The organism is Micromonospora sp. NPDC005686, from assembly GCF_042871665.1.
In the GTDB taxonomy this organism is placed as follows: domain Bacteria; phylum Actinomycetota; class Actinomycetes; order Mycobacteriales; family Micromonosporaceae; genus Micromonospora.
On the sequence record NZ_JBIAIY010000002.1, the window covers coordinates 709,618 to 728,598 of the forward strand.

Below are 18,981 nucleotides of genomic sequence, written 5' to 3' on the forward strand. Positions count from 1 at the left end.
TGCTCCTCAGATCGGTTCGGGTTGTCGGTCAGTTCGTGCTGCTGCCACCGACGAGACCGGCCAGGCCGCCGAAGAGGCAACACACCACGATGATGCCGATCCAGATCAGGCCGACGATGAGGGCCCACTTGGACCACTTCTTGGACTCGGCGGCGGCGGCCTGGGCGCCGGCGTAGTCACCCTGCTGGATCAGCGGGTTGACCTTCGACGCGTTGATGATGGCCGGGATCGCGAGCGGCCAGAACAGGAAGATCGCGACGATGGACATCGTCATGTTGTTGTCGATCTGCTGCGGCTGCTGCGGGGGGTATCCGGGCTGCATGCGAAGACTCCTCGGTCCGACGGCACGCGGCGTGCCGGGTTCTACGTGGGGGTGCGGGCCGGGCGCGAGACCGGACACCGAGCGACCGGCAGCGTACCGCGATCGTGCCATCGGCGAGGTCAGCCGATGGGCTGCCGCCCCGTAACCGAGCCGCCTGACCTGCCCGATAGGGTTGCCCGGTGACCGAGCCCGCGTCCGTCGCCCGCCTCGTCGTCCTCATCTCCGGCTCCGGCAGCAACCTCCAGGCGCTGCTGGACGCCACCGCCGACCCCGGGTACGGCGCCCGGGTGGTCGCCGTCGGCGCCGACCGGGACGGGATCGCCGGCCTGGACCGGGCCGCCAACGCGGGTGTGCCGTCCTTCGTCGAGCGCGTCAAGGACCACCCCACCCGCGTCGACTGGGACAAGGCGCTCACCGCGCGGGTCGCCGAGCACCGGCCCGACCTGGTCATCAGCGCCGGTTTCCTCAAGCTGGTCGGCCCGGAGTTCCTGGCCGCGTTCGGCGACCGCTACCTCAACACGCACAACACGCTGCTGCCGGCGTTCCCCGGCATCCACGGCCCCCGCGACGCGCTGGCGTACGGCGTGAAGGTCACCGGGGCCACCCTGTTCTTCGTCGACGCCGGCATGGACACCGGGCCGATCGTGGCCCAGGTCGCCGTGCCGGTGCACGACGACGACGACGAGGACGCGCTCACCGAGCGCATCAAGTCCGCCGAGCGGCGCCAGCTCGTCGAGCAGGTCGGCCGCCTGGTTCGTGAAGGTTGGACGATCACCGGCAGAAAGGTCACCATCCCGTGAACGCCACTGAGGACGCCGGCCGCCGCCCGATCCGGCGCGCGCTGGTCAGCGTCTACGACAAGACCGGCCTGGCCGAGCTGGCCCGCGCTCTGCACGAGGCCGGCGTGGAGATCGTGTCGACCGGGAGCACCGCGTCGACGATCTCCGGCGCCGGGGTGCCGGTGACGCCGGTCGAGCAGGTCACCGGCTTCCCGGAGATCCTCGACGGGCGGGTCAAGACGCTGCACCCGACGATCCACGGCGGCCTCCTCGCCGACCTGCGCAAGGACGCGCACGCCGCCCAGCTCGACGAGCACGGCATCGCCGGCATCGACCTGCTGGTCTCCAACCTCTACCCGTTCCAGGCCACCGTCGCCTCCGGCGCCGACGCCGACGAGTGCGTGGAGCAGATCGACATCGGCGGCCCGGCGATGGTGCGGGCCGCGGCGAAGAACCACGCCTCGGTGGCGGTGGTGACCGACCCGGCGGCGTACCCGGCGGTGGTCGCCGCGCTCGCCGACGGCGGCTTCACGCTGGCCCAGCGCCGGGCGCTCGCCGCCCGCGCGTTCGCCGACATCGCCGACTACGACGTCGCGGTGGCCGACTGGTTCGCCACCACAGTGGCGCCGGCGCAGGACGGCTGGCCGCAGTTCGCCGGGCTGGCGCTGCGCCGCCAGGCGGTGCTGCGGTACGGCGAGAACCCGCACCAGGCGGCAGCGCTCTACACCGACCCGGGCGCGCCGGCCGGGCTGGCCCAGGCCGAGCAGTTGCACGGCAAGGAGATGTCCTACAACAACTACGTCGACGCGGACGCCGCCTGGCGGGCCGCCAACGACTTCCCGGACCAGCCGGCGGTGGCGATCATCAAGCACGCCAACCCGTGCGGCATCGCGGTCGGCGCGGACGTGGCCGAGGCGCACCGCAAGGCGCACGCCTGCGACCCGGTCTCCGCGTTCGGCGGCGTGATCGCGGTGAACCGGCCGGTCGGCGCGGCGATGGCCGGTCAGGTCGCGGAGATCTTCACCGAGGTGCTGGTGGCGCCCGGCTTCGACGAGGCCGCGCTGGAGTTGCTGCGGGCCAAGAAGAACCTCCGCCTGCTGCGGGCGCCCGCGTTCGCCGTACGGCCGGCGGAGTGGCGGCAGGTCAGCGGCGGCGTGCTGGTGCAGACGCGGGACGCGGTCGACGCGCCCGGCGACGACCCGTCCGGCTGGACGCTGGCCACCGGCGACCCGGCCGACGAGGCGACGCTGCGCGACCTGGCGTTCGCCTGGCGGGCGGTCCGCGCGGTGAAGAGCAACGCCATCCTGCTGGCCCGCGACGGCGCCACCGTCGGCGTCGGCATGGGCCAGGTGAACCGGGTGGACTCGGCGCGGCTGGCGGTCAGCCGGGCCGGTGACGAGCGGGCCCGTGGCTCGGTCTGCGCCTCGGACGCGTTCTTCCCGTTCGCCGACGGTCCGCAGATCCTCATCGACGCCGGGGTACGGGCGATCGTGCAGCCCGGCGGCTCGATCCGCGACGAGGAGACCATCGCGGCCTGCAAGGCGGCCGGCGTGACCATGTACCTCACCGGCACCCGGCACTTCTTCCACTGACCGGTCGGGCCCTGCCCGTCCGGGTGCGTCAGTCGTCCACACGGCGGACGCACCCGGACGCCGGGCCGTTGCCCGCCGACGGAGGCGGTTGCTAGCGTGTGCGCGGCGACGATCGATCGTCTCCGCTGTCTGTGAGCCCGGCAGGTGTGCCATGCGCGTTCGCGACCGGTTGATCGCCGTCGTCGTCACGCTGGCGTTCGTCCTGGCCGGGCTGGGAGCGGCGGCCGCGCCCGCCGTCACCGCACCGATCGTCGCAGCGCTCGCCGACGCGCCGCCCGCCGCGGCCGCCGCCTCGGCGAGCGGAACGAGCCCTGTCGCGCTGCGTGGCACGTACCCCGGAATCTCCCGGCCGGAGCTCGTCGCCGGGCCGTGGCACGAGCACGGCGGCGGCCTCGGCTACACCGACGGCCCGGACGACCCGGCCCCGGCCGCGCTCCCGCGCGTGGCCGGCCCGGTCGTGCCGGAGCCGGTCGCGCCCGCGCCCCGACCGCCGGTCGTGCCGCTGCCGCCGCGCGGCCCGCTCGCCGCGCGCGCCCCGCCGGCCGCCTGAGCGCACCGAACCCGCAGCCCGCGCCGGGACGCCGCGCTCGCGCCGTACCGGAACCGCCGCGTCGACCCGGCGGTTCCGCCGCGAGCTGCCGTGCGCCGGTACGGCGGCGCGCCTCACGCCGCCGGGCCCTCTCGGGTTCGTCCGGGTCCGCCGTCCGCACGCGTGCCCGCATCGGAGGCCCCGCCCCCTCTTCCTCCGGGGGACGGGGCCTCCGTCGTCACGCCTCGGCGCGTACCTCGGCGAAGTGGCAGGCGCTGGGGTGCGGGTCCGCCGCGCGGGGCACCGCCTGCGGATCCTGCGTCGCGCAGACCTCCTCGGCCTTCCAGCAGCGGGTCCGGAAGTGACAGCCGGACGGCGGCTCGGCCGGGCTGGGCACGTCGCCGGTGAGCCGGATGATGGTCCGCCGGTCGCGGGCCTCCGGGTCCGGCACCGGCACCGCCGACAGCAGCGCCTGGGTGTACGGGTGGGTAGCGCGCTGGTAGATCTGCTCCTCGGTGCCGATCTCCACGATCCGGCCCAGGTACATCACCGCCACCCGGTCGGAGATGTGCCGCACCACCGACAGGTCGTGGGCGATGAAGATGTACGACAGCCCCAGCTCGTCCTGGAGCTGCCCCAACAGGTTGATCACCTGGGCCTGGATGGACACGTCGAGGGCCGACACCGGCTCGTCGCAGACGATGATCTCGGGCCGCAGCGCCAGCGCCCGGGCGATGCCGATGCGCTGCCGCTGGCCGCCGGAGAACTGGTGCGGGTAGCGGTTGACGTGCTCCGGGTTGAGCCCGACCACCTCCAGCAGCTCCTGCACCCGCTGCCGCCGGCTGCGCTTCGGCGCGACCTCCGGGTGGATCTCGAACGGCTCGCCGACGATGTCGCCGACCGTCATTCGCGGGTTCAGCGAGGTGTACGGATCCTGCATCACCATCTGCATGTTGCGGCGCAGCCGGCGCAGGTCCGCCCCGGTGGCCCGGAGCAGGTCGCGTCCCTCCAGCGTGACCCGCCCGGCGGTGGGCGTCTCCAGGCGCATGAGCAGCCGGGCCAGCGTCGACTTGCCGCAGCCGGACTCGCCCACCACGCCGAGCGTCTCGCCGCGCCGCAGCTCGAACGAGACGCCGTCGACGGCCTTGACCTGGCCGATGGTCTTCTTGAACAGCACGCCCTGGCTGATCGGAAAGTGCTTGACCAGGTGGTCGACGGCGAGGAGCGTCTCGCCGCGCACCTTGGCGGGTTCAGCCGTCGCGGTCATCGTGCACCTCCTGGGCGAAGTGACACGCGCTGGTCCGCCCGTCGCCGAGCACCAGGTCGTGCGGCACCTCGTCCACGCAGACCGGCTGGACGTACGGGCACCGGGGGTGGAACGGGCAGCCGGACGGGATCGCCATCAGGTTCGGCGGCAGCCCGCGGATGCTGGACAGTGCCTGGCCGCGCACGTCCAGGCGCGGGATCGACTCCAGCAACCCCTTCGTGTACGGGTGAGCCGGCGCCCGGTACAGCGCGTGCACGCCGGCGTGCTCGATGATCCGGCCCGCGTACATGACCGCGATCCGGTCCGCCACGCCGGCGACCACGCCCAGGTCGTGGGTGATCAGGATGAGCGCCATGCCGAGATCCCGGCGCAGGTCGGCCAGGAGGTCCATGATCTGCGCCTGCACCGTGACGTCCAGCGCGGTGGTCGGCTCGTCGGCGATCAGCACCTTCGGGTCGAGCGCCAGCGCCATGGCGATCATGACGCGTTGCCGCATGCCGCCGGAGAACTGGTGCGGGTAGTCGCCGAGCCGCTTCGCCGCCGCCGGGATCCGGACCAGGTCCATCAGCTCGACGGTGCGCCTGCGCGCGTCGGCGCGGGACATGCCGGCCCGCTCGCGCAGCGACTCGCCGATCTGCCAGCCGACGGGAAAGACCGGGTTCAACGCCGACAGCGCGTCCTGGAAGATCATCGCGATCTCGGCGCCGCGGACCTGCCGGCGCTCCTCCTCCGGGCGGGTGAGCAGGTCCCGCCCCTGGTAGAGGATCTGCCCGCCGCGCACGTACGCGGGCGGAGTGTCCAGGATGCCCATGATCGCCTGCGCGGTGACGGACTTGCCGGAGCCGGACTCGCCGAGCACCGCGAGCGTCTCACCGGCGTCCAGGTGGTACGTCACCCCGTTGATCACCCGGGCCACGCCCTCCCGGGTACGGAACTCGACGTGCAGGTCCCGTACCTCAAGCAGGTGCCCGCCCGGCGGGGTGGGTGAGGCCGGCGTGGGCCGGACCGCGTTCTGAGACATGAACGGTCACCGCAGCTTCGGGTCGAAGGCGTCGCGGATCGCGTCGCCGAGCATGATGAAGGCGAGCACGGTCAGGGCGAGGAACGTCGACGGCACGATCAGCGGGGTGGCCGACTCGCGCATGTGCACCCGGCCGGCGTCGATGTCGATGCCCCAGGAGATGGTCGGCGCCTTGAGGCCGATGCCGAGGAAGCTCAGCGTCGCCTCGGCCGCGATGAAGGACCCGAGCGCGATGGTGAGGACCACGATGGCCGGGGCGAGCGCGTTCGGCAGGATGTGCCGCCACATGATCCGGCCGTTACCGGCCCCGAGCATCCGGGCGGCCGCCACGTAGTCCTGCTCCCGGGCGGTGATCACCGAGGAGCGGACCACCCGGGCCGCCGTGGTCCACCCGAGCAGCGCCAGGACGAGGATCACCGCGAACAGCCGTACCGTGTCGCCGCTGGTGCTCACGCGCTTGAGCAGCACGATCGCGGCCAGCAGCAGCGGGATGCCGAGCACGATGTCGATCACCCGGGACAGCACCGCGTCGACCCAGCCGCCGAAGTAGCCGGCGAGCATGCCGACGACCAGCGCGATGACGCCGGTGATCAGCGCGGAGAACGCGCCGACGAGCAGCGAGGCGCGAGCGCCGTAGACCGCCCGGGCGAACGTGTCGCAGCCCTGGAAGTCGTACCCGAAGATGGCCCCGCCGGACGGTCCGGCGTGCTGCCGGGACAGCACGCAGTCACGCGGGTCGTTGGCGGCGAACAGCCCGGGTGCGACGGCCATCGCGGCGACCAGCACCACCAGCAGCAGGCTGATCCAGAAGACCGGGTTGCGGCGCAGGTCCCGCCAGGCGTCCCCGGCCAGGCTGCGGGCCCGGTCCGGCCGCCCGGCGCGGCCGGGCGTGCCCGGTTCGCCGGAGACGCCGCGCCGCGCGGCCTGGTTCTCGGTCGCCGCCACCGTCTCGAAGTCGCTCACGGCCGCACCTCGCTGCGCTCACTCATAGCGGATCCTCGGGTCGAGGACGGCGTAGAGCACGTCCACCACCAGGTTGGACAGCAGGTAGACCACGACGAGCACGCTGACGATGCCGACCACCAGCGGGCCGTCCTCGGTGCGGATGCCGCGGAACAGGTTGAAGCCGACGCCGGGGACGTTGAACACGCCCTCGGTGATGATCGCGCCGCCCATCAGGTTGCCCAGCTCGACGCCGAGGAAGGTGATCACCGGGATGAGTGAGTTGCGCAGCACGTGCACGCCGACGATGCGGCGCCGCCGCAGCCCTTTGGAGCGGGCGGTGCGGACGTAGTCGGCGCGCAGGTTCTCGGTCACCGAGGTACGGGTCAGCCGCAGCGCGGTGGCCAGGGACAGCGAGCCGAGCACGATGCCGGGCAGCAGCAGCGCGTAGAAGGACGGCTGGGCCCCGGCGGTGGGCGGGAAGACCGGCCACCGTACGCCGAGGAAGTACTGGGCCAGCGGAGCCAGCACGATGGTGGGGATGCCGAGCACCAGCAGCGTGAGCACGAGCGTGGCGTGGTCGAACACGCCGGAGCGGCGGATGGCCGCGATCACGCCGGCGGTGACCCCGAAGATCACCGTCACGGCCATCGCGATCACGGCCAGCTTCACGGTGACCGGCCAGGCGGCGGCGAGGATGTCGCTGATCTGCCGCCCGGTCAGCGACTGCCCGAGGTCCCCCTGGACCAGGCCGCCCAGGTAGTCGAAGTAGCGGTAGAAGAAGCCGCCGACCCCCGTCGCGTCCAGGTGGTACTTCTCGGTCAGGTAGGCCCGCTGCGCCGCGGTCACCGGCCGCTCTCCGGCGAGGGCCTGGATCGGGTCGCCCTGCCCGGCGAACATCAGCGCGTAGACGATCAACGTGGTCCCGAAGAACGCGAGGACCATCTGGAGGAGTCGCCGCAGGATGAAGCGGAGCATGCTGGCAAGTCTGCCGAAAACAGGGTAAATGCGGGCCAATGCCAGGGCCGGGCCACCCGGTGGGGGTGGCCCGGCCCGTCAGCGGGGTGTCAGGCGATTTCGATCTTCAGCAGGTCCACCCGGTCGAACAGGTCCACGTGGACGTTCTTGACCTTGGTCGAGTGGCCGAAGTTGTTCTGCCCGTACCGCAGCGGGATCACCGGCATGTCCTGCGCCAGCAGGTCCTCCGCCGCCTGGTACTTCTTGATCGCCTCGTCCTCGGTGGCCGCGCGGGCGCCCTCGGCGAGCAGCTTGTCGAACTCCGGGTTGCTGTAGCCGTAGTAGTTCGACGAGCCGGTGCTGCTGTACAGCGGGCCGAGGTAGTTCTCCATGGACGGGTAGTCCATGACCCAGCCCATCCGGAACAGGCCGACCGGCTGCTTCTGCTTGACCTTGGTCAGCAGGTCCGCGAACTTCGGCTCGGCGGTGCCGACGCAATCCACGCCCAGGTTGGCCTTGAGCTGGTTGCAGGTGGCGTCGACCCAGTCCTTGTGGCCGCCGTCGCCGTTGTAGGACAGCTCGATCTTCTTCGGGCCGCCCGCGGCCTCGTACGCCGCCTTGGCCTTGACCGGGTCGAACGCGCCGGCCGTGCCGATGGTGTTCTCCCGGTAACCCGCGACGACCGGCGAGACGAACGAGCGGGCCGGCTGCTGCGAGTCCTTGAAGATCGACTTGGTGATCTCGTCCCGGTCGATCGCCATCGAGATCGCCTTGCGCACCTCGGGCTTGCTGAACTCCTCCTGGAACGTCGGGAAGGCCAGCACCTGCAGCGACGAGGCCGGGCTCTGCAGGAAGCGGTCGCCCAGGTCGGTCCCGGCGGTGGACAGGTTCTCGGTCGGGATCGTCTTGATCACGTCGAGGTTGTCCGACAGCACGTCCGCGTACGCGGCGGTCGGCTGCTGGTAGATGCGGAACTCGACGCCGCCGACCTTGGGCTGCTGACCCGGGAACGCGTCGTAGCGCTCCACCTCGACCTTGGCGTCGTGCTGCCAGGTGCCCTTCATCTTGAACGGGCCCTGGCCGATCGGCGCCTGCTCGTAGCCCTCGGCCAGCACGCCCGGCGCGGAGAAGGCCGCCTCGGGCAGCGGGTAGAAGGCGGTGTAGCCGAGCATGGACCTGAAGTCCACGTACGGCTCGGTGAGCGTCACGGTGAAGGTCAGGTCGTCGACCTTCTTCAGGCCGCTGAGCGTCTTGGCCTTCGGGCTTTCGCCCTGCAGGTCGTCGTAACCGGCCACCTTCTCGAAGAAGTAGCTGGAGTTCTGGCCGTTCGGCGCGTACGCGCCGTAGTTCCAGGCGTCGATGTAGTTGTCGGCGGTGACCTGCTCGCCGTTGTGGAACGTGTAGCCGGGCTTCAGCTTGATCGTCCAGACCTTGTTGTCCGACGTCGTCACCGAGTCGGCCGCCACCTCGTGCGGCTTGTTCGCGTCGTCGTAGTCGACGAGCGGGCTGAAAAGGGCCGACAGGACCTGGGAGCCGCTCGTCTCGTTGGTGTTTGTGGGCACCAGGTGCTGCGGCTCGGCGATCTCGATCCGCACGGCCGCGTCGGAGTCGCCGGTGCCGCCGCCGCTGCCGCCCGAGCCGCAGGCCGTCAGGCCGAGCGTCACCGCGAGCGGGAGCGCGGCCCAGGCCGCGAGCCTACGAACACGCATGGGGGTCTCCTCATCTCCTCGCGCTGCGCGGTCGTCCCGACGCTGGGTGACTCTGCGCAACGAGTCGTAACGGTAGGTCGCGATTCGGCCGGTCGACAACATTGGCGTGGTCAATCGATGACAGATCGTGCTCGCCGCGCGTGGCCGAAGGTCGCCTCAGCGTGCTAGATAGGCCACTAGCTGGCCGTATGTTCGTCCTCGGCTGGTCGGGTGGGGTGTTGCCCGGGGCGTCTGGGGTGGTTGTCTCGTCCGTCCCGTGCATGCCCGCCGGGGTGCGGCAGGGCCTCCCTGTCGCCGTGACTAGTTACCCTCCGTGACGTACGGCACGTTGCGGAACGTGATCGTGGGCCGTGGTCGTCCGGCACCGGCGGCGGACGTGAGACGATCACGACGTGACGGCGACGATCCTGGACGGCAAGGCCACCGCGGCGGAGATCAAGGACGAGCTACGAGACCGGGTCAAGGCGCTGGCGGAACGCGGCATCACCCCGGGCCTCGGCACGGTGCTGGTCGGCGAGGACCCCGGCTCCCAGGCGTACGTCAACGGCAAGCACCGCGACTGCGCCGAGGTCGGCATCGCCTCGCTGCGCGTCGCGCTGCCGGCGGATGCCACCCAGGAGCAGCTCGACACGGCACTGGCCGAGCTGAACGCCGACCCGGCCTGCCACGGCTACATCGTCCAGCTCCCGCTCCCCGGGCACCTCGACACCCAGCGCGCGCTGGAGTCGATCGACCCGGACAAGGACGCCGACGGGCTGCATCCGGTCAACCTGGGCCGGCTCGTCCTCGGGTACGACGCGCCGCTGCCCTGCACCCCGCGCGGCATCGTGGAGCTGCTGCGCCGGCACGACGTGCCGCTGCGCGGCGCGAACGTCGCGGTCGTCGGCCGGGGCAACACGGTCGGCCGCCCGCTGGGCCTGCTGCTGACCCGGCGCAGCGAGAACGCGACGGTGACGCTCTGCCACACCGGCACGCTCGACCTGGCCGCGCACACCCGTGCCGCCGACGTCGTCATCGTCGCGGCGGGCGTGCCGGGCCTGCTCACCGCCGACATGGTCAACCCGGGTGCGACGGTGGTGGACGTCGGCATCACGCGGGTGATCGGCGAGGACGGCAAGGGCCGCTACACCGGCGACGTCGACCCGGAGGTCGCCGAGGTCGCCGGCAAGCTGGTGCCGATGCCCGGCGGCGTCGGGCCGATGACCCGGGCGATGCTGCTGACGAACGTGGTGGAACGGGCCGAGCGGGCGGGCTGACACCCAGGCAGGTCATAACCGTCCGCCCCTGACCCGATCGGTGCCAGGATGGCTGATACGGTCCGGAAAACCGACTGGGATCAGGGAGTGGGACGACCATGGGTAAGAAGGTCACTGTCGTCGGCGCCGGCTTCTACGGCTCGACCACCGCACAGCGCCTGGCCGAGTACGACGTCTTCGACACCGTCGTGATCACCGACATCGTGGAGGGCAAGCCGGCGGGCCTCGCGCTGGACCTCAACCAGTCCCGCGCGGTCGAGGGCTTCGAGACCAAGGTCGTCGGCGTCACCACCGGCCCGAACGGCGAGGGCTACGACGCCATCGAGGGCTCGGACGTCGTCGTCATCACCGCCGGCCTGCCGCGCAAGCCGGGCATGAGCCGGATGGACCTGCTGGAGACCAACGCCAAGATCGTCCGGCAGGTCGCCGAGAACGTCGCCAAGTACGCCCCGAACGCCGTCGTCATCGTGGTGTCCAACCCGCTCGACGAGATGACCGCGCTGGCCCAGCTCGCCACCCAGTTCCCGAAGAACCGGGTGCTCGGCCAGGCCGGCATGCTGGACACCGCCCGCTTCACCAACTTCGTCGCCGAGGCGCTGAGCGTACCGGTGAAGTCGGTACGGACCCTGACGCTCGGCTCGCACGGCGACACCATGGTCCCGGTGCCGTCCAAGAGCACCGTGAACGGCAAGCCGCTGCGTGACGTCATGCCGGCCGAGCAGATCGAGGAGCTGGTCGTCAAGACCCGCAACGGTGGCGCCGAGGTCGTCGCGCTGCTCAAGACCGGCTCGGCGTACTACGCCCCGTCCGCCGCCGCGGCCCGGATGGCGAAGGCCGTGGCCGAGGACTCCGGCGCCGTCATGCCGGTCTGCGCCTGGGTCGACGGCGAGTACGGCATCTCCGGCGTCTACCTGGGCGTCGAGGCCGAGATCGGTGCCGAGGGCGTGAAGCGGGTCGTCGAGACCGACCTGGACGCCGACGAGCTGGCCGCGCTGAAGGAGGCCGCCGAGGCGGTCCGCGCCAAGCAGGGCGACGTCGCCAGCATGTGACACCCGAACACTGCGCCTGAAGGCCCGCCGGCTCCCGCCGTCGGGCCTTCACCGTCCCGTCCGCGGCGGCGGGTGGGGGGTGAAGGGGGCGGTCAGGTGGGGAGTGGCCAGGACGGCGGGGGAGAGGGTTGCCAGCAGGTTCTGCCGGGAGTGGCGGGCCCTGTCCGGGTCCACCTCGTGGGCGTACGCCAGGTCCGGTTCCACCAACTGGATGGCGTGCACGAGCAGGTCGCCGGTGATCAGGAGACGGTCGTCGTCCGCCTCGACCAGCACCGACTGGTGACCCGGCGTGTGCCCGGGCGTGTGCAGCAGCCGTACCCCGGGGGTGAGTGACGTCGCACCGTCGACCACCCGCAGCCGGCCGGCGGCGCGCAACGGCGCCAGCAGCCGGGCCGGCAGGTCCGGGTGGAACAGCTCCAGCGCGTCCACCTCGGCGCGCTGGACCAGGTGGTCCGCGTTCGGGAAGAGCGGACCGGCCCAGCCCACGTGGTCGGTGTGCAGGTGGGTGAGGACCACGGTGCGGACGTCGGCCGGATCGATCCCGGCGGCGGCCAGCTCGGCGGGGAGCCGGCCCGGCACCGGCGCCCAACTCGCGGCGAGCGAGTCGGCCGGGCCGATCCCGGCGTCGACGAGCGTGACCGGCCCGTCGCCGACCCGCACGGCGAACGCGCGGAACCGCAGCCACCACCGGCCGTCGTCGGTGACCGCGCCCAGGTCGAGCCGGTCGGCCGCCTGCCAGTGCGTCTCGGTGGCGTCGGGAAAGGCCTCGCCGCGGGGCTGGAAGAAGGGCCCCTCGCCGTCGGAGAGCGCGGTGACCGTGATAGACCCGAGGGTGCGGTTGTGCGGCATCGGCAGATGATGCCAGCGGGTCGCGGTGCGACGCAGCCCGCTTTTCCGGCGGTCCACCCGGGCCGCCTGGGGACTGCCGGCCAGTTTCCAGTACGCTCGTACTGCTTGAGCACGTGTCCCCCGAGAGGAGCGCCGGCCGATGGCGAAGATCAAGGTAAACAACCCGGTCGTGGAGATCGACGGCGACGAGATGACCCGGATCATCTGGAAGCAGATCCGGGAGCAGCTGATCCTGCCCTACCTCGACGTCGACCTGCACTACTACGACCTGTCGATCCAGCACCGTGACGCCACCGACGACCAGGTCACGGTCGACGCCGCCAACGCCATCAAGGAGCACGGCGTCGGCGTCAAGTGCGCCACCATCACCCCGGACGAGGCCCGGGTGGAGGAGTTCGGCCTGAAGAAGATGTGGCGGTCGCCGAACGGCACCATCCGCAACATCCTCGGCGGCGTGGTCTTCCGCGAGCCGATCATCATGTCGAACGTGCCGCGGCTCGTCCCGGGCTGGACCAAGCCGATCATCATCGGCCGGCACGCGCACGGCGACCAGTACAAGGCCACCGACTTCGTCGTTCCCGGCCCGGGCAAGGTGACCATCACCTACACCCCGGCCGACGGCAGCGCCCCGATGGAGATGGAGGTCGCCAACTTCCCCGGCAGCGGCATCGCCATGGGCATGTACAACTACGACGAGTCGATCCGGGACTTCGCCCGCGCCTCGTTCCGGTACGGCCTGGACCGCAAGTACCCGGTCTACCTGTCGACCAAGAACACCATCCTCAAGGCGTACGACGGCCGGTTCAAGGACCTCTTCGCCGAGGTCTTCGAGAACGAGTTCAAGGCCGAGTTCGACGCCGCCGGCATCACCTACGAGCACCGGCTGATCGACGACATGGTCGCCGCCGCGCTCAAGTGGGAGGGTGGCTACGTCTGGGCCTGCAAGAACTACGACGGTGACGTGCAGTCCGACACCGTCGCGCAGGGCTTCGGCTCGCTGGGCCTGATGACCTCGGTGCTGCTCTCCCCGGACGGCCGCACCGTCGAGGCCGAGGCCGCGCACGGCACCGTCACCCGGCACTACCGGCAGTACCAGAAGGGCGAGAAGACCTCGACCAACCCGATCGCCTCGATCTACGCCTGGACCCGGGGCCTGGCCCACCGGGGCAAGCTGGACGGCACCCCGGCGGTCACCGAGTTCGCCGACACGCTGGAGAAGGTCATCGTGGACACCGTCGAGGGCGGCCAGATGACCAAGGACCTCGCGCTGCTCATCTCGCGGGACGCCCCGTGGCTGACCACCGACGAGTTCATGAACGCGCTCGACGAGAACCTGGCCCGCAAGCTCGCCGCCTGAGTGTAAGGAAGGGCCCCTTCTTAACGCCTCGCGTTGTAGAAGGGGCCCTTCCTCTACCGCAGGCGTTAAGAAGGGCCCTTCCTTTCACGCGGCGCGCAGCAGCTCGGCGGCGCGTTCCGGGGCGATGTCGTTGATGAACACGCCCATGCCGGACTCCGACCCGGCCAGGTACTTCAGCTTGTCCTTGGCCCGCCGGATGCTGAACAGCTGCAGGTGCAGGTGGCCCAGCTCCCGGTCGATCCGTACCGGCGCCTGGTGCCAGGCCGCGATGTACGGCATGGGCATGTCGAACAGCCCGTCGAAGCGGCGCAGCAGGTCCAGGTAGAGCGGCCCGAACGCGTCGCGCTCGGCGTCGTCGAGCGCCGGGATGTCCGGCACCGGCCGGTGCGGCGCCACGTGCACCTCGAACGGCCAGCGCGCCGCCGCCGGGACGTACGCCGTCCAGTGCTCGTTGCTCGTCACCACCCGCTCCCCGGCGGCCCGTTCGGCGGCCAGCACGTCGGCGTAGAGGTTGCCCCCGGTGCGCTCGGCGTGCCGCCGGGCGGCGGCAAGCATGGTGCGGGTGCGCGGCGTGACGAACGGGTACGCGTAGACCTGCCCGTGCGGGTGGTGCAGCGTCACCCCGATCTCCACGCCCCGGTTCTCGAACGGGAAGACCTGCTCCACGCCGGGCAGCGCGCTCAGCGCCGTGGTGCGGTCGGCGAGCGCGTCGAGCACCGTCCGCACCCGGTGCGGGGAGAGCCGGGCGAACGAGGCGTTGTGGTCGTCGGTGAAGCAGACCACCTCGCACCTGCCGAGTCCGGGGCGTACCGGGGTGAACGGCGTGATCTCGGCCGGTTCGTCGGCTACCCGCTGGCTCAGCGACGGGAACCGGTTCTCGAAGACCACCACGTCGTAGTCGGGTGCCGGGATCTCGCTGTGCCGCTCGCCCCGGGACGGGCAGAGCGGGCACTGGTCGGCCGGGGGCAGGAACGTGCGGGTCTGCCGGTGTACCGCCACCGCCACCCACTCGTCGGTCAGCGGGTCGTACCGCAGCTGTGAGGCGGGCGGGGGCGGGGGCAGGTCCCGCCGGTCCGGCTGGTCGCGGACCGCGTCGTCCCGCTCGTCGAAGTAGATCAGCTCGCGGCCGTCGGCCAGCGCGATCTGCGTACGCTTCACTCCGCCCCCCTCGTCGTGGGCACCGTCACCAGCTCGCCCACCCTGTCGTCGAGTACCCGTCGGGCCCCGGGTGCCAACCGGTCGTCGGTGACCAGCACGTCCGCCGCGTCCAGGGGCACGATCGACGAGATGCCGACGGTGCCCCACTTGGTGTGGTCGGCGAGCACCACGAGCCGGTCCGCCGCTGCCACGAGCGCCCGGTTCGTGTCCGCCTCCATCAGATTGGGCGTGGTGAAGCCGGCCCGTTCGCTGATCCCGTGTACGCCGAGAAACAGCAGGTCCAGGTGGAGCGCGGCGATCGCGGCCACGGCGAGCGGGCCGACGAGCGCGTCCGACGGCGTGCGTACGCCGCCGGTGAGCACCACCGTCTGGTCCGGCCGGCCGCCGACGTGCAGGACCTCCGCCACCGGCAGCGAGTTGGTGACCACTGTGAGGCCGGGCACGTCCACCAGCCGCCGGGCCAGTTCGGCCGTGGTGGTGCCGGCGGAGAGCGCGATCGCGGCGCCGGGCCGGACCAGCCGCGCGGCGTGCTCGGCGATCGTGGCCTTCTCGGCGGACTGGCGGACGGACTTGGCGTGGAAGCCGGGCTCGTCGGTGGAACCGGGACCGGCCGGCGTCGCGCCCCCGTGCACCTTGGCGAGCAGGCCCTGCTCGTGCAGCGTGTCCAGGTCGCGCCGGATCGTCATGTCGGAGACGCCGAACTCGGCCGCCAGCTCGGTGACCTGGACGCCGCCGGCGCGGCGCAGTCGTTCCAGGATCGCCGTCTGCCGCTGCCGCGCCAGCATCCCCGGCTCACCTCCGCGTCTCACCGACCGCGCGGACACTCGACGCGGTCGAACGTGTTCCAACAAAGACGAACACTACCGCGCAGCGAGGGGTGAGGCGAAACCGCCGCCGTCCGGAAGGCCGGACGGCGGCGGTCGACGTGCTGGGTGCCGGAACACGGCCGGCGATCAGGCGATCAGGCGGACTGGAGGCGGGGCTCCACCCAGCCCGTCTCGGTGAGGTGCTCCATCACCTTCCCGACGGCCTCCTCGACGCTGAGCTCCGAGGTGTCGACCACCAGGTCGGCGTCGGTGGGTTCCTCGTACGGGTCGTCGATGCCGGTCATCCCGGTGATCAGGCCGGCCCGGGCGCGGGCGTACAGGCCCTTGCGGTCGCGCTGCTCACAGACCGCCAGCGGCGTCGCCACGTGGACCAGCAGGAAGCCCGCCCCGGCCGTCTCCGCCATCTCCCGGGCGGTGGCGCGAGCCGCCGCGTACGGCGCGATCGGGCAGCAGATGCCGACGCCCCGGTGCCGGGCGATCTCCGCGGCCACCCAGCCGATCCGGCGCACGTTGAGATCCCGGTCGGCCTTGCTGAACCCCAGCCCGGCGGAGAGTTCCCGCCGCACCACGTCGCCGTCGAGCAGCGTGATCGTGCGGTCGCCCTGCTCGCGGAGCACGTCGGCGAGCCCTCTGGCGATCGTCGACTTGCCCGAGCCGGACAGGCCGGTCAGGAAGATCACCAGGCCCCGGTGCCGCCGCGGCGGACGGGCCCGGGTCAGTTCCTTCGCCACCGCCGGCGGGGTGTGCCACTCGGGCAGCGGGAAACCCCGGTCCAGCAGGTCGTCGATCTCCCGTGTGCTCAGCGCCAGCCGGCGGTTGCGCGGCGGGATGTCCTCGCGCCAGCGCCACTGGCCGTCCCGGTTGTCGTAGGCCAGCTCGCGGGGCACCAGCACGCGCAGGCCGGCGCCGGAGAGCATGCCCTCGGTGGAGAGCAGGTGGGTAACCCCGTACGCGCCGGCGACCCGGGCCCGCAGCAGCGCGTCGCTGATCTCGTCGCGCCGCCGGACCAGCGGCGCCGCCACGAGCGTCGCCGGGGGCATCCGGTCGCGGGCGGCGAACACGCTGCGCACCAGCGCCTCGGCCGGCAGGCCGCCGATCGACTCCTCACCCACCGGGATCATCACCAGCAGGTGCGCGCCGAGCGTACGGGCCGCGTGCGCGATCTGCGCGAGCTGCGGCCGGTGCAACGGGCGGTCGGCGAACACGCCGAGCACCCGGCCCGGCGGCAGCAACCCGCGTACCTCGTCGGGGCCGCGCCGCAGCCGCTGGAACGGCCCGTGGCCGCCGTCGCCCAGGCGGCGCACCGCGCCACCGACCCCCACCATGCCCTCACGGCCCGGCCAGACGTCGGTCACGTCCATCGCCGCCACCGGCGCGCCCTCACCGTCGGTGAGCACCACCGCCCGGCGTGCCGGGTCCGCCGGGTCCAGCCCGTCGGCGAGCGCCGCCGGAACCTGGAGCGTCACCGGCACCGGCCACGACGTGCCGTCGGCCAGCCGGCCGCGCCGCTTCAGCGAGGCCAGGTCGGCCCGGCTCATGAAACCGGTGAGCGGCGCGTACGCGCCACTCAGCAACAACTGGAGATCGGCCAGCTCAGCGGGTCTGGGCGCGTACGACGGCGCATCCCGCAGAACGTCCTCGGGCAGCAGCCACCCGTTGCTCATCGAACCCCCAACTCACCGGCCGGCACACAGTTTCGCAGCCCACCGGCGATCGGTCGAGAGCGCCACCCGGCCTCCCGGTGATCGCGTGTCCGGCGACAGTGCCGAGGACGAGCCGGGTCACCGAATCCTTACCGGCCGGCCCCGGCCGGTCGATCGTGCGAACGGCTGCCGGCGCGCGCCGACCGGCCGACCGCGCGGTCCCGCAGTCGCCGGACCGCGTGGCGGATCCGGGACCGCAGCCGGCGCGCGTCCTCCACCCGGGGCGGGCCGCCGTCGGCCGCGCAACGCACCACCAGCGGCAGGCGGGTGTCGAGCGCCCAGCCGGCCTGGACCACCCGGGCCCGCACCTCCCAGGTGCCCCGGGTCCGGCCGCCGGCGAGCGCCGCGAAGTCGACGGTCGCGGTGCTGCGGTGCCGTATCCGGCCGTCGTCGACCCGCTCGGTGCTGGTGCCGACCGGCAGGAAGAACTCCTCCCGGGTCTCCCGGCGGCGGACGACGAGGTCGGTCCTCGCCCCGCCGGCCCGCAGCACGGCCCCGGCCGGCGCCGTGTTCGCCAGCGGAAGCACCGGCAGCCCCTGGTCGTCGAAGCGCAGCGGCTCGTCCCCCGCGGCCAGGTGGGCGGAGACGGAGACGGCCAGCGCCCGCCCCCGCACCCGCCACGTGTCGACTGTGGCGTGCGCCCGGACGCTGGCCTCCCACTCCGCCAGCCGGCGCAGATCCGCCATCCGCCCCTGCCCGGCGAGGTGTGCGATCACCTGGAAGATCGGCGGCAGCCCGGCGACCGCCTCCGGCGCGAAGCGCTCCTTGAGGAGCTGACCCACCTCGCCGGCCACCTGGTCCGCCCACTGCTGCGGCGCGCTCAGCAGGGCCTGCCCGCGCAGCCGGCTCAGCATCTCCTTGCGCAGCCAGCGCCGGTGCAGCCGGAGGCGGGCCGTGGCGGCCGGCCGGTGCTCGTCGACGATGTCCAGCGCCGAGCGCAACGCCGCGTAGTACTCGGCCGGGTCCATCCGGGTGGCGGTGACGTTGCCCGCGTCCACCCGGCGGACGTGGTGGTAGCAGGGGTGGTCGGCCAGCACGCAGACGTGCCCCGCGAGCAGGTAGGCCGCCGCCATCAGCCGGTGGTCCTCCAGGCGGCGGGGGTGACCCTCCGGGAACCGCAGCCCGTGCTGCTCCAGGAAGGACCGCCGGAACAGTTTGTGACAGGTCATGCTGTCGGCCAGCGGCGCGTCGGCGAGCGTGGCGGCGAACCGGTTCTCCCGGAACAGTTCCCGCGGGACGCCCCGCCGGTGCCCGACCATCCGGCCGATGACGATGTCCGCGTCGTGGTCCCGGGCGCAGGCGTGCAGGCGGGCCAGCGCCTCGTCGCCGAACCAGTCGTCGTCGTCGGCGAAGAAGACGTACTCGCCGCGCGCCTGCTCCAGGCCGCAGTTGCGCGGGTGCGACGGCCAGCCCGAGTGCTCCAGGTGCAGCACCCGCACGTGCGGGTCGGCGGCGGCCAGCTCGTCCAGCCGCTGCGGCGTACCGTCCGTCGACCCGTCGTCGGCGAAAACCACCTCGTATTCACCGGGCGGCAGGCCCTGCCGCGTCAGCGAGGCGACGAGCGGATCGATGTTGGCGCCGCAGTTGTACGTGGGCACCACCACGCTCACCGCCGGCCGGTCCGTGCCGTCGCTCATGCCGCCCCCCGTCGATTCGCCCACATA

Annotated in this window: 17 protein-coding genes; 6 read left to right on the top strand and 11 right to left on the bottom strand. The window is 72.3% G+C overall.

Annotated features, from left to right (window positions below):
* Nucleotides 1–28 precede the first annotated feature (28 nt).
* Complete coding sequence (locus tag ACFYON_RS07275) at nucleotides 29–322, bottom strand: CD225/dispanin family protein (RefSeq protein WP_354870687.1); 294 nt, start codon at nucleotides 320–322, stop codon at nucleotides 29–31.
* A 179-nt stretch (nucleotides 323–501) separates the two neighbouring features.
* Here ACFYON_RS07275 and purN point away from each other — a divergent pair, with 179 nt between their 5' ends.
* The 3 genes from purN (at nucleotide 502) to ACFYON_RS07290 (ending at nucleotide 3,243) form a co-directional block, all read left to right on the top strand.
* Nucleotides 502–1,122 (top strand): phosphoribosylglycinamide formyltransferase, encoded by a 621-nt coding sequence (gene purN / locus ACFYON_RS07280; protein WP_354870690.1) that lies wholly within the window; start codon nucleotides 502–504, stop codon nucleotides 1,120–1,122.
* On the top strand, nucleotides 1,119–2,693 hold the full coding sequence (gene purH, locus ACFYON_RS07285; protein WP_354870693.1) for a bifunctional phosphoribosylaminoimidazolecarboxamide formyltransferase/IMP cyclohydrolase: 1,575 nt from the start codon (nucleotides 1,119–1,121) through the stop codon (nucleotides 2,691–2,693). The genes purN and purH overlap by 4 nt, the downstream gene beginning before the upstream one ends.
* 151 nt (nucleotides 2,694–2,844) lie before the next feature.
* Nucleotides 2,845–3,243, top strand: coding sequence for a hypothetical protein (locus ACFYON_RS07290; RefSeq protein WP_354870695.1), 399 nt, complete (start codon nucleotides 2,845–2,847; stop codon nucleotides 3,241–3,243).
* A 217-nt stretch (nucleotides 3,244–3,460) separates the two neighbouring features.
* Here the strand turns inward: ACFYON_RS07290 and ACFYON_RS07295 are convergent, their stop codons facing one another.
* The 5 genes from ACFYON_RS07295 to ACFYON_RS07315 form a co-directional block, all read right to left on the bottom strand.
* Entirely contained in the window at nucleotides 3,461–4,489 is a 1,029-nt protein-coding gene (locus tag ACFYON_RS07295) for a dipeptide ABC transporter ATP-binding protein (RefSeq protein WP_355094237.1), read from the bottom strand.
* Nucleotides 4,473–5,510 carry an ABC transporter ATP-binding protein gene (locus ACFYON_RS07300; RefSeq protein WP_355094240.1) on the bottom strand — a complete coding sequence of 346 codons (1,038 nt, stop codon included), beginning with the start codon at nucleotides 5,508–5,510 and terminating at the stop codon, nucleotides 4,473–4,475. The genes ACFYON_RS07295 and ACFYON_RS07300 overlap by 17 nt, the downstream gene beginning before the upstream one ends.
* Nucleotides 5,511–5,516: 6 nt before the next feature.
* Nucleotides 5,517–6,473, bottom strand: coding sequence for an ABC transporter permease (locus tag ACFYON_RS07305; RefSeq protein ID WP_071097812.1), 957 nt, complete (start codon nucleotides 6,471–6,473; stop codon nucleotides 5,517–5,519).
* 18 nt (nucleotides 6,474–6,491) lie between these two features.
* Nucleotides 6,492–7,430 (bottom strand): ABC transporter permease, encoded by a 939-nt coding sequence (locus ACFYON_RS07310; protein ID WP_354870704.1) that lies wholly within the window; start codon nucleotides 7,428–7,430, stop codon nucleotides 6,492–6,494.
* A gap of 89 nt (nucleotides 7,431–7,519) precedes the next feature.
* On the bottom strand, nucleotides 7,520–9,118 hold the full coding sequence (locus tag ACFYON_RS07315; protein ID WP_354870707.1) for an ABC transporter substrate-binding protein: 1,599 nt from the start codon (nucleotides 9,116–9,118) through the stop codon (nucleotides 7,520–7,522).
* A gap of 392 nt (nucleotides 9,119–9,510) precedes the next feature.
* Between ACFYON_RS07315 and ACFYON_RS07320 the strand changes: the two genes are divergently transcribed.
* The gene (locus tag ACFYON_RS07320) at nucleotides 9,511–10,374 is read left to right on the top strand and encodes a bifunctional methylenetetrahydrofolate dehydrogenase/methenyltetrahydrofolate cyclohydrolase (RefSeq protein WP_354870709.1); all 864 of its coding nucleotides are present in this window, start codon (nucleotides 9,511–9,513) and stop codon (nucleotides 10,372–10,374) included.
* A gap of 98 nt (nucleotides 10,375–10,472) precedes the next feature.
* Nucleotides 10,473–11,423, top strand: a complete 951-nt coding sequence (gene mdh, locus ACFYON_RS07325) for a malate dehydrogenase (protein ID WP_354870711.1) — start codon at nucleotides 10,473–10,475, stop codon at nucleotides 11,421–11,423.
* A gap of 48 nt (nucleotides 11,424–11,471) precedes the next feature.
* Here mdh and ACFYON_RS07330 read toward each other — a convergent pair whose 3' ends face one another.
* Nucleotides 11,472–12,272, bottom strand: a complete 801-nt coding sequence (locus ACFYON_RS07330) for an MBL fold metallo-hydrolase (protein WP_354870713.1) — start codon at nucleotides 12,270–12,272, stop codon at nucleotides 11,472–11,474.
* Nucleotides 12,273–12,411: 139 nt separating this feature from the next.
* Between ACFYON_RS07330 and ACFYON_RS07335 the strand changes: the two genes are divergently transcribed.
* Entirely contained in the window at nucleotides 12,412–13,629 is a 1,218-nt protein-coding gene (locus ACFYON_RS07335) for an NADP-dependent isocitrate dehydrogenase (RefSeq protein WP_387320640.1), read from the top strand.
* A gap of 84 nt (nucleotides 13,630–13,713) precedes the next feature.
* Here ACFYON_RS07335 and galT read toward each other — a convergent pair whose 3' ends face one another.
* From galT to ACFYON_RS07355, 4 genes are all read right to left on the bottom strand, one after another.
* Nucleotides 13,714–14,787, bottom strand: coding sequence for a galactose-1-phosphate uridylyltransferase (gene galT, locus ACFYON_RS07340; protein ID WP_387320642.1), 1,074 nt, complete (start codon nucleotides 14,785–14,787; stop codon nucleotides 13,714–13,716).
* Nucleotides 14,784–15,572, bottom strand: a complete 789-nt coding sequence (locus tag ACFYON_RS07345) for a DeoR/GlpR family DNA-binding transcription regulator (protein ID WP_387320644.1) — start codon at nucleotides 15,570–15,572, stop codon at nucleotides 14,784–14,786. The genes galT and ACFYON_RS07345 overlap by 4 nt, the downstream gene beginning before the upstream one ends.
* Nucleotides 15,573–15,748: 176 nt before the next feature.
* Nucleotides 15,749–17,278 carry an adenylyl-sulfate kinase gene (cysC, locus tag ACFYON_RS07350; RefSeq protein ID WP_387320646.1) on the bottom strand — a complete coding sequence of 510 codons (1,530 nt, stop codon included), beginning with the start codon at nucleotides 17,276–17,278 and terminating at the stop codon, nucleotides 15,749–15,751.
* A gap of 128 nt (nucleotides 17,279–17,406) precedes the next feature.
* Entirely contained in the window at nucleotides 17,407–18,954 is a 1,548-nt protein-coding gene (locus ACFYON_RS07355) for a glycosyltransferase family 2 protein (protein ID WP_387320648.1), read from the bottom strand.
* Nucleotides 18,955–18,981 lie beyond the last annotated feature (27 nt).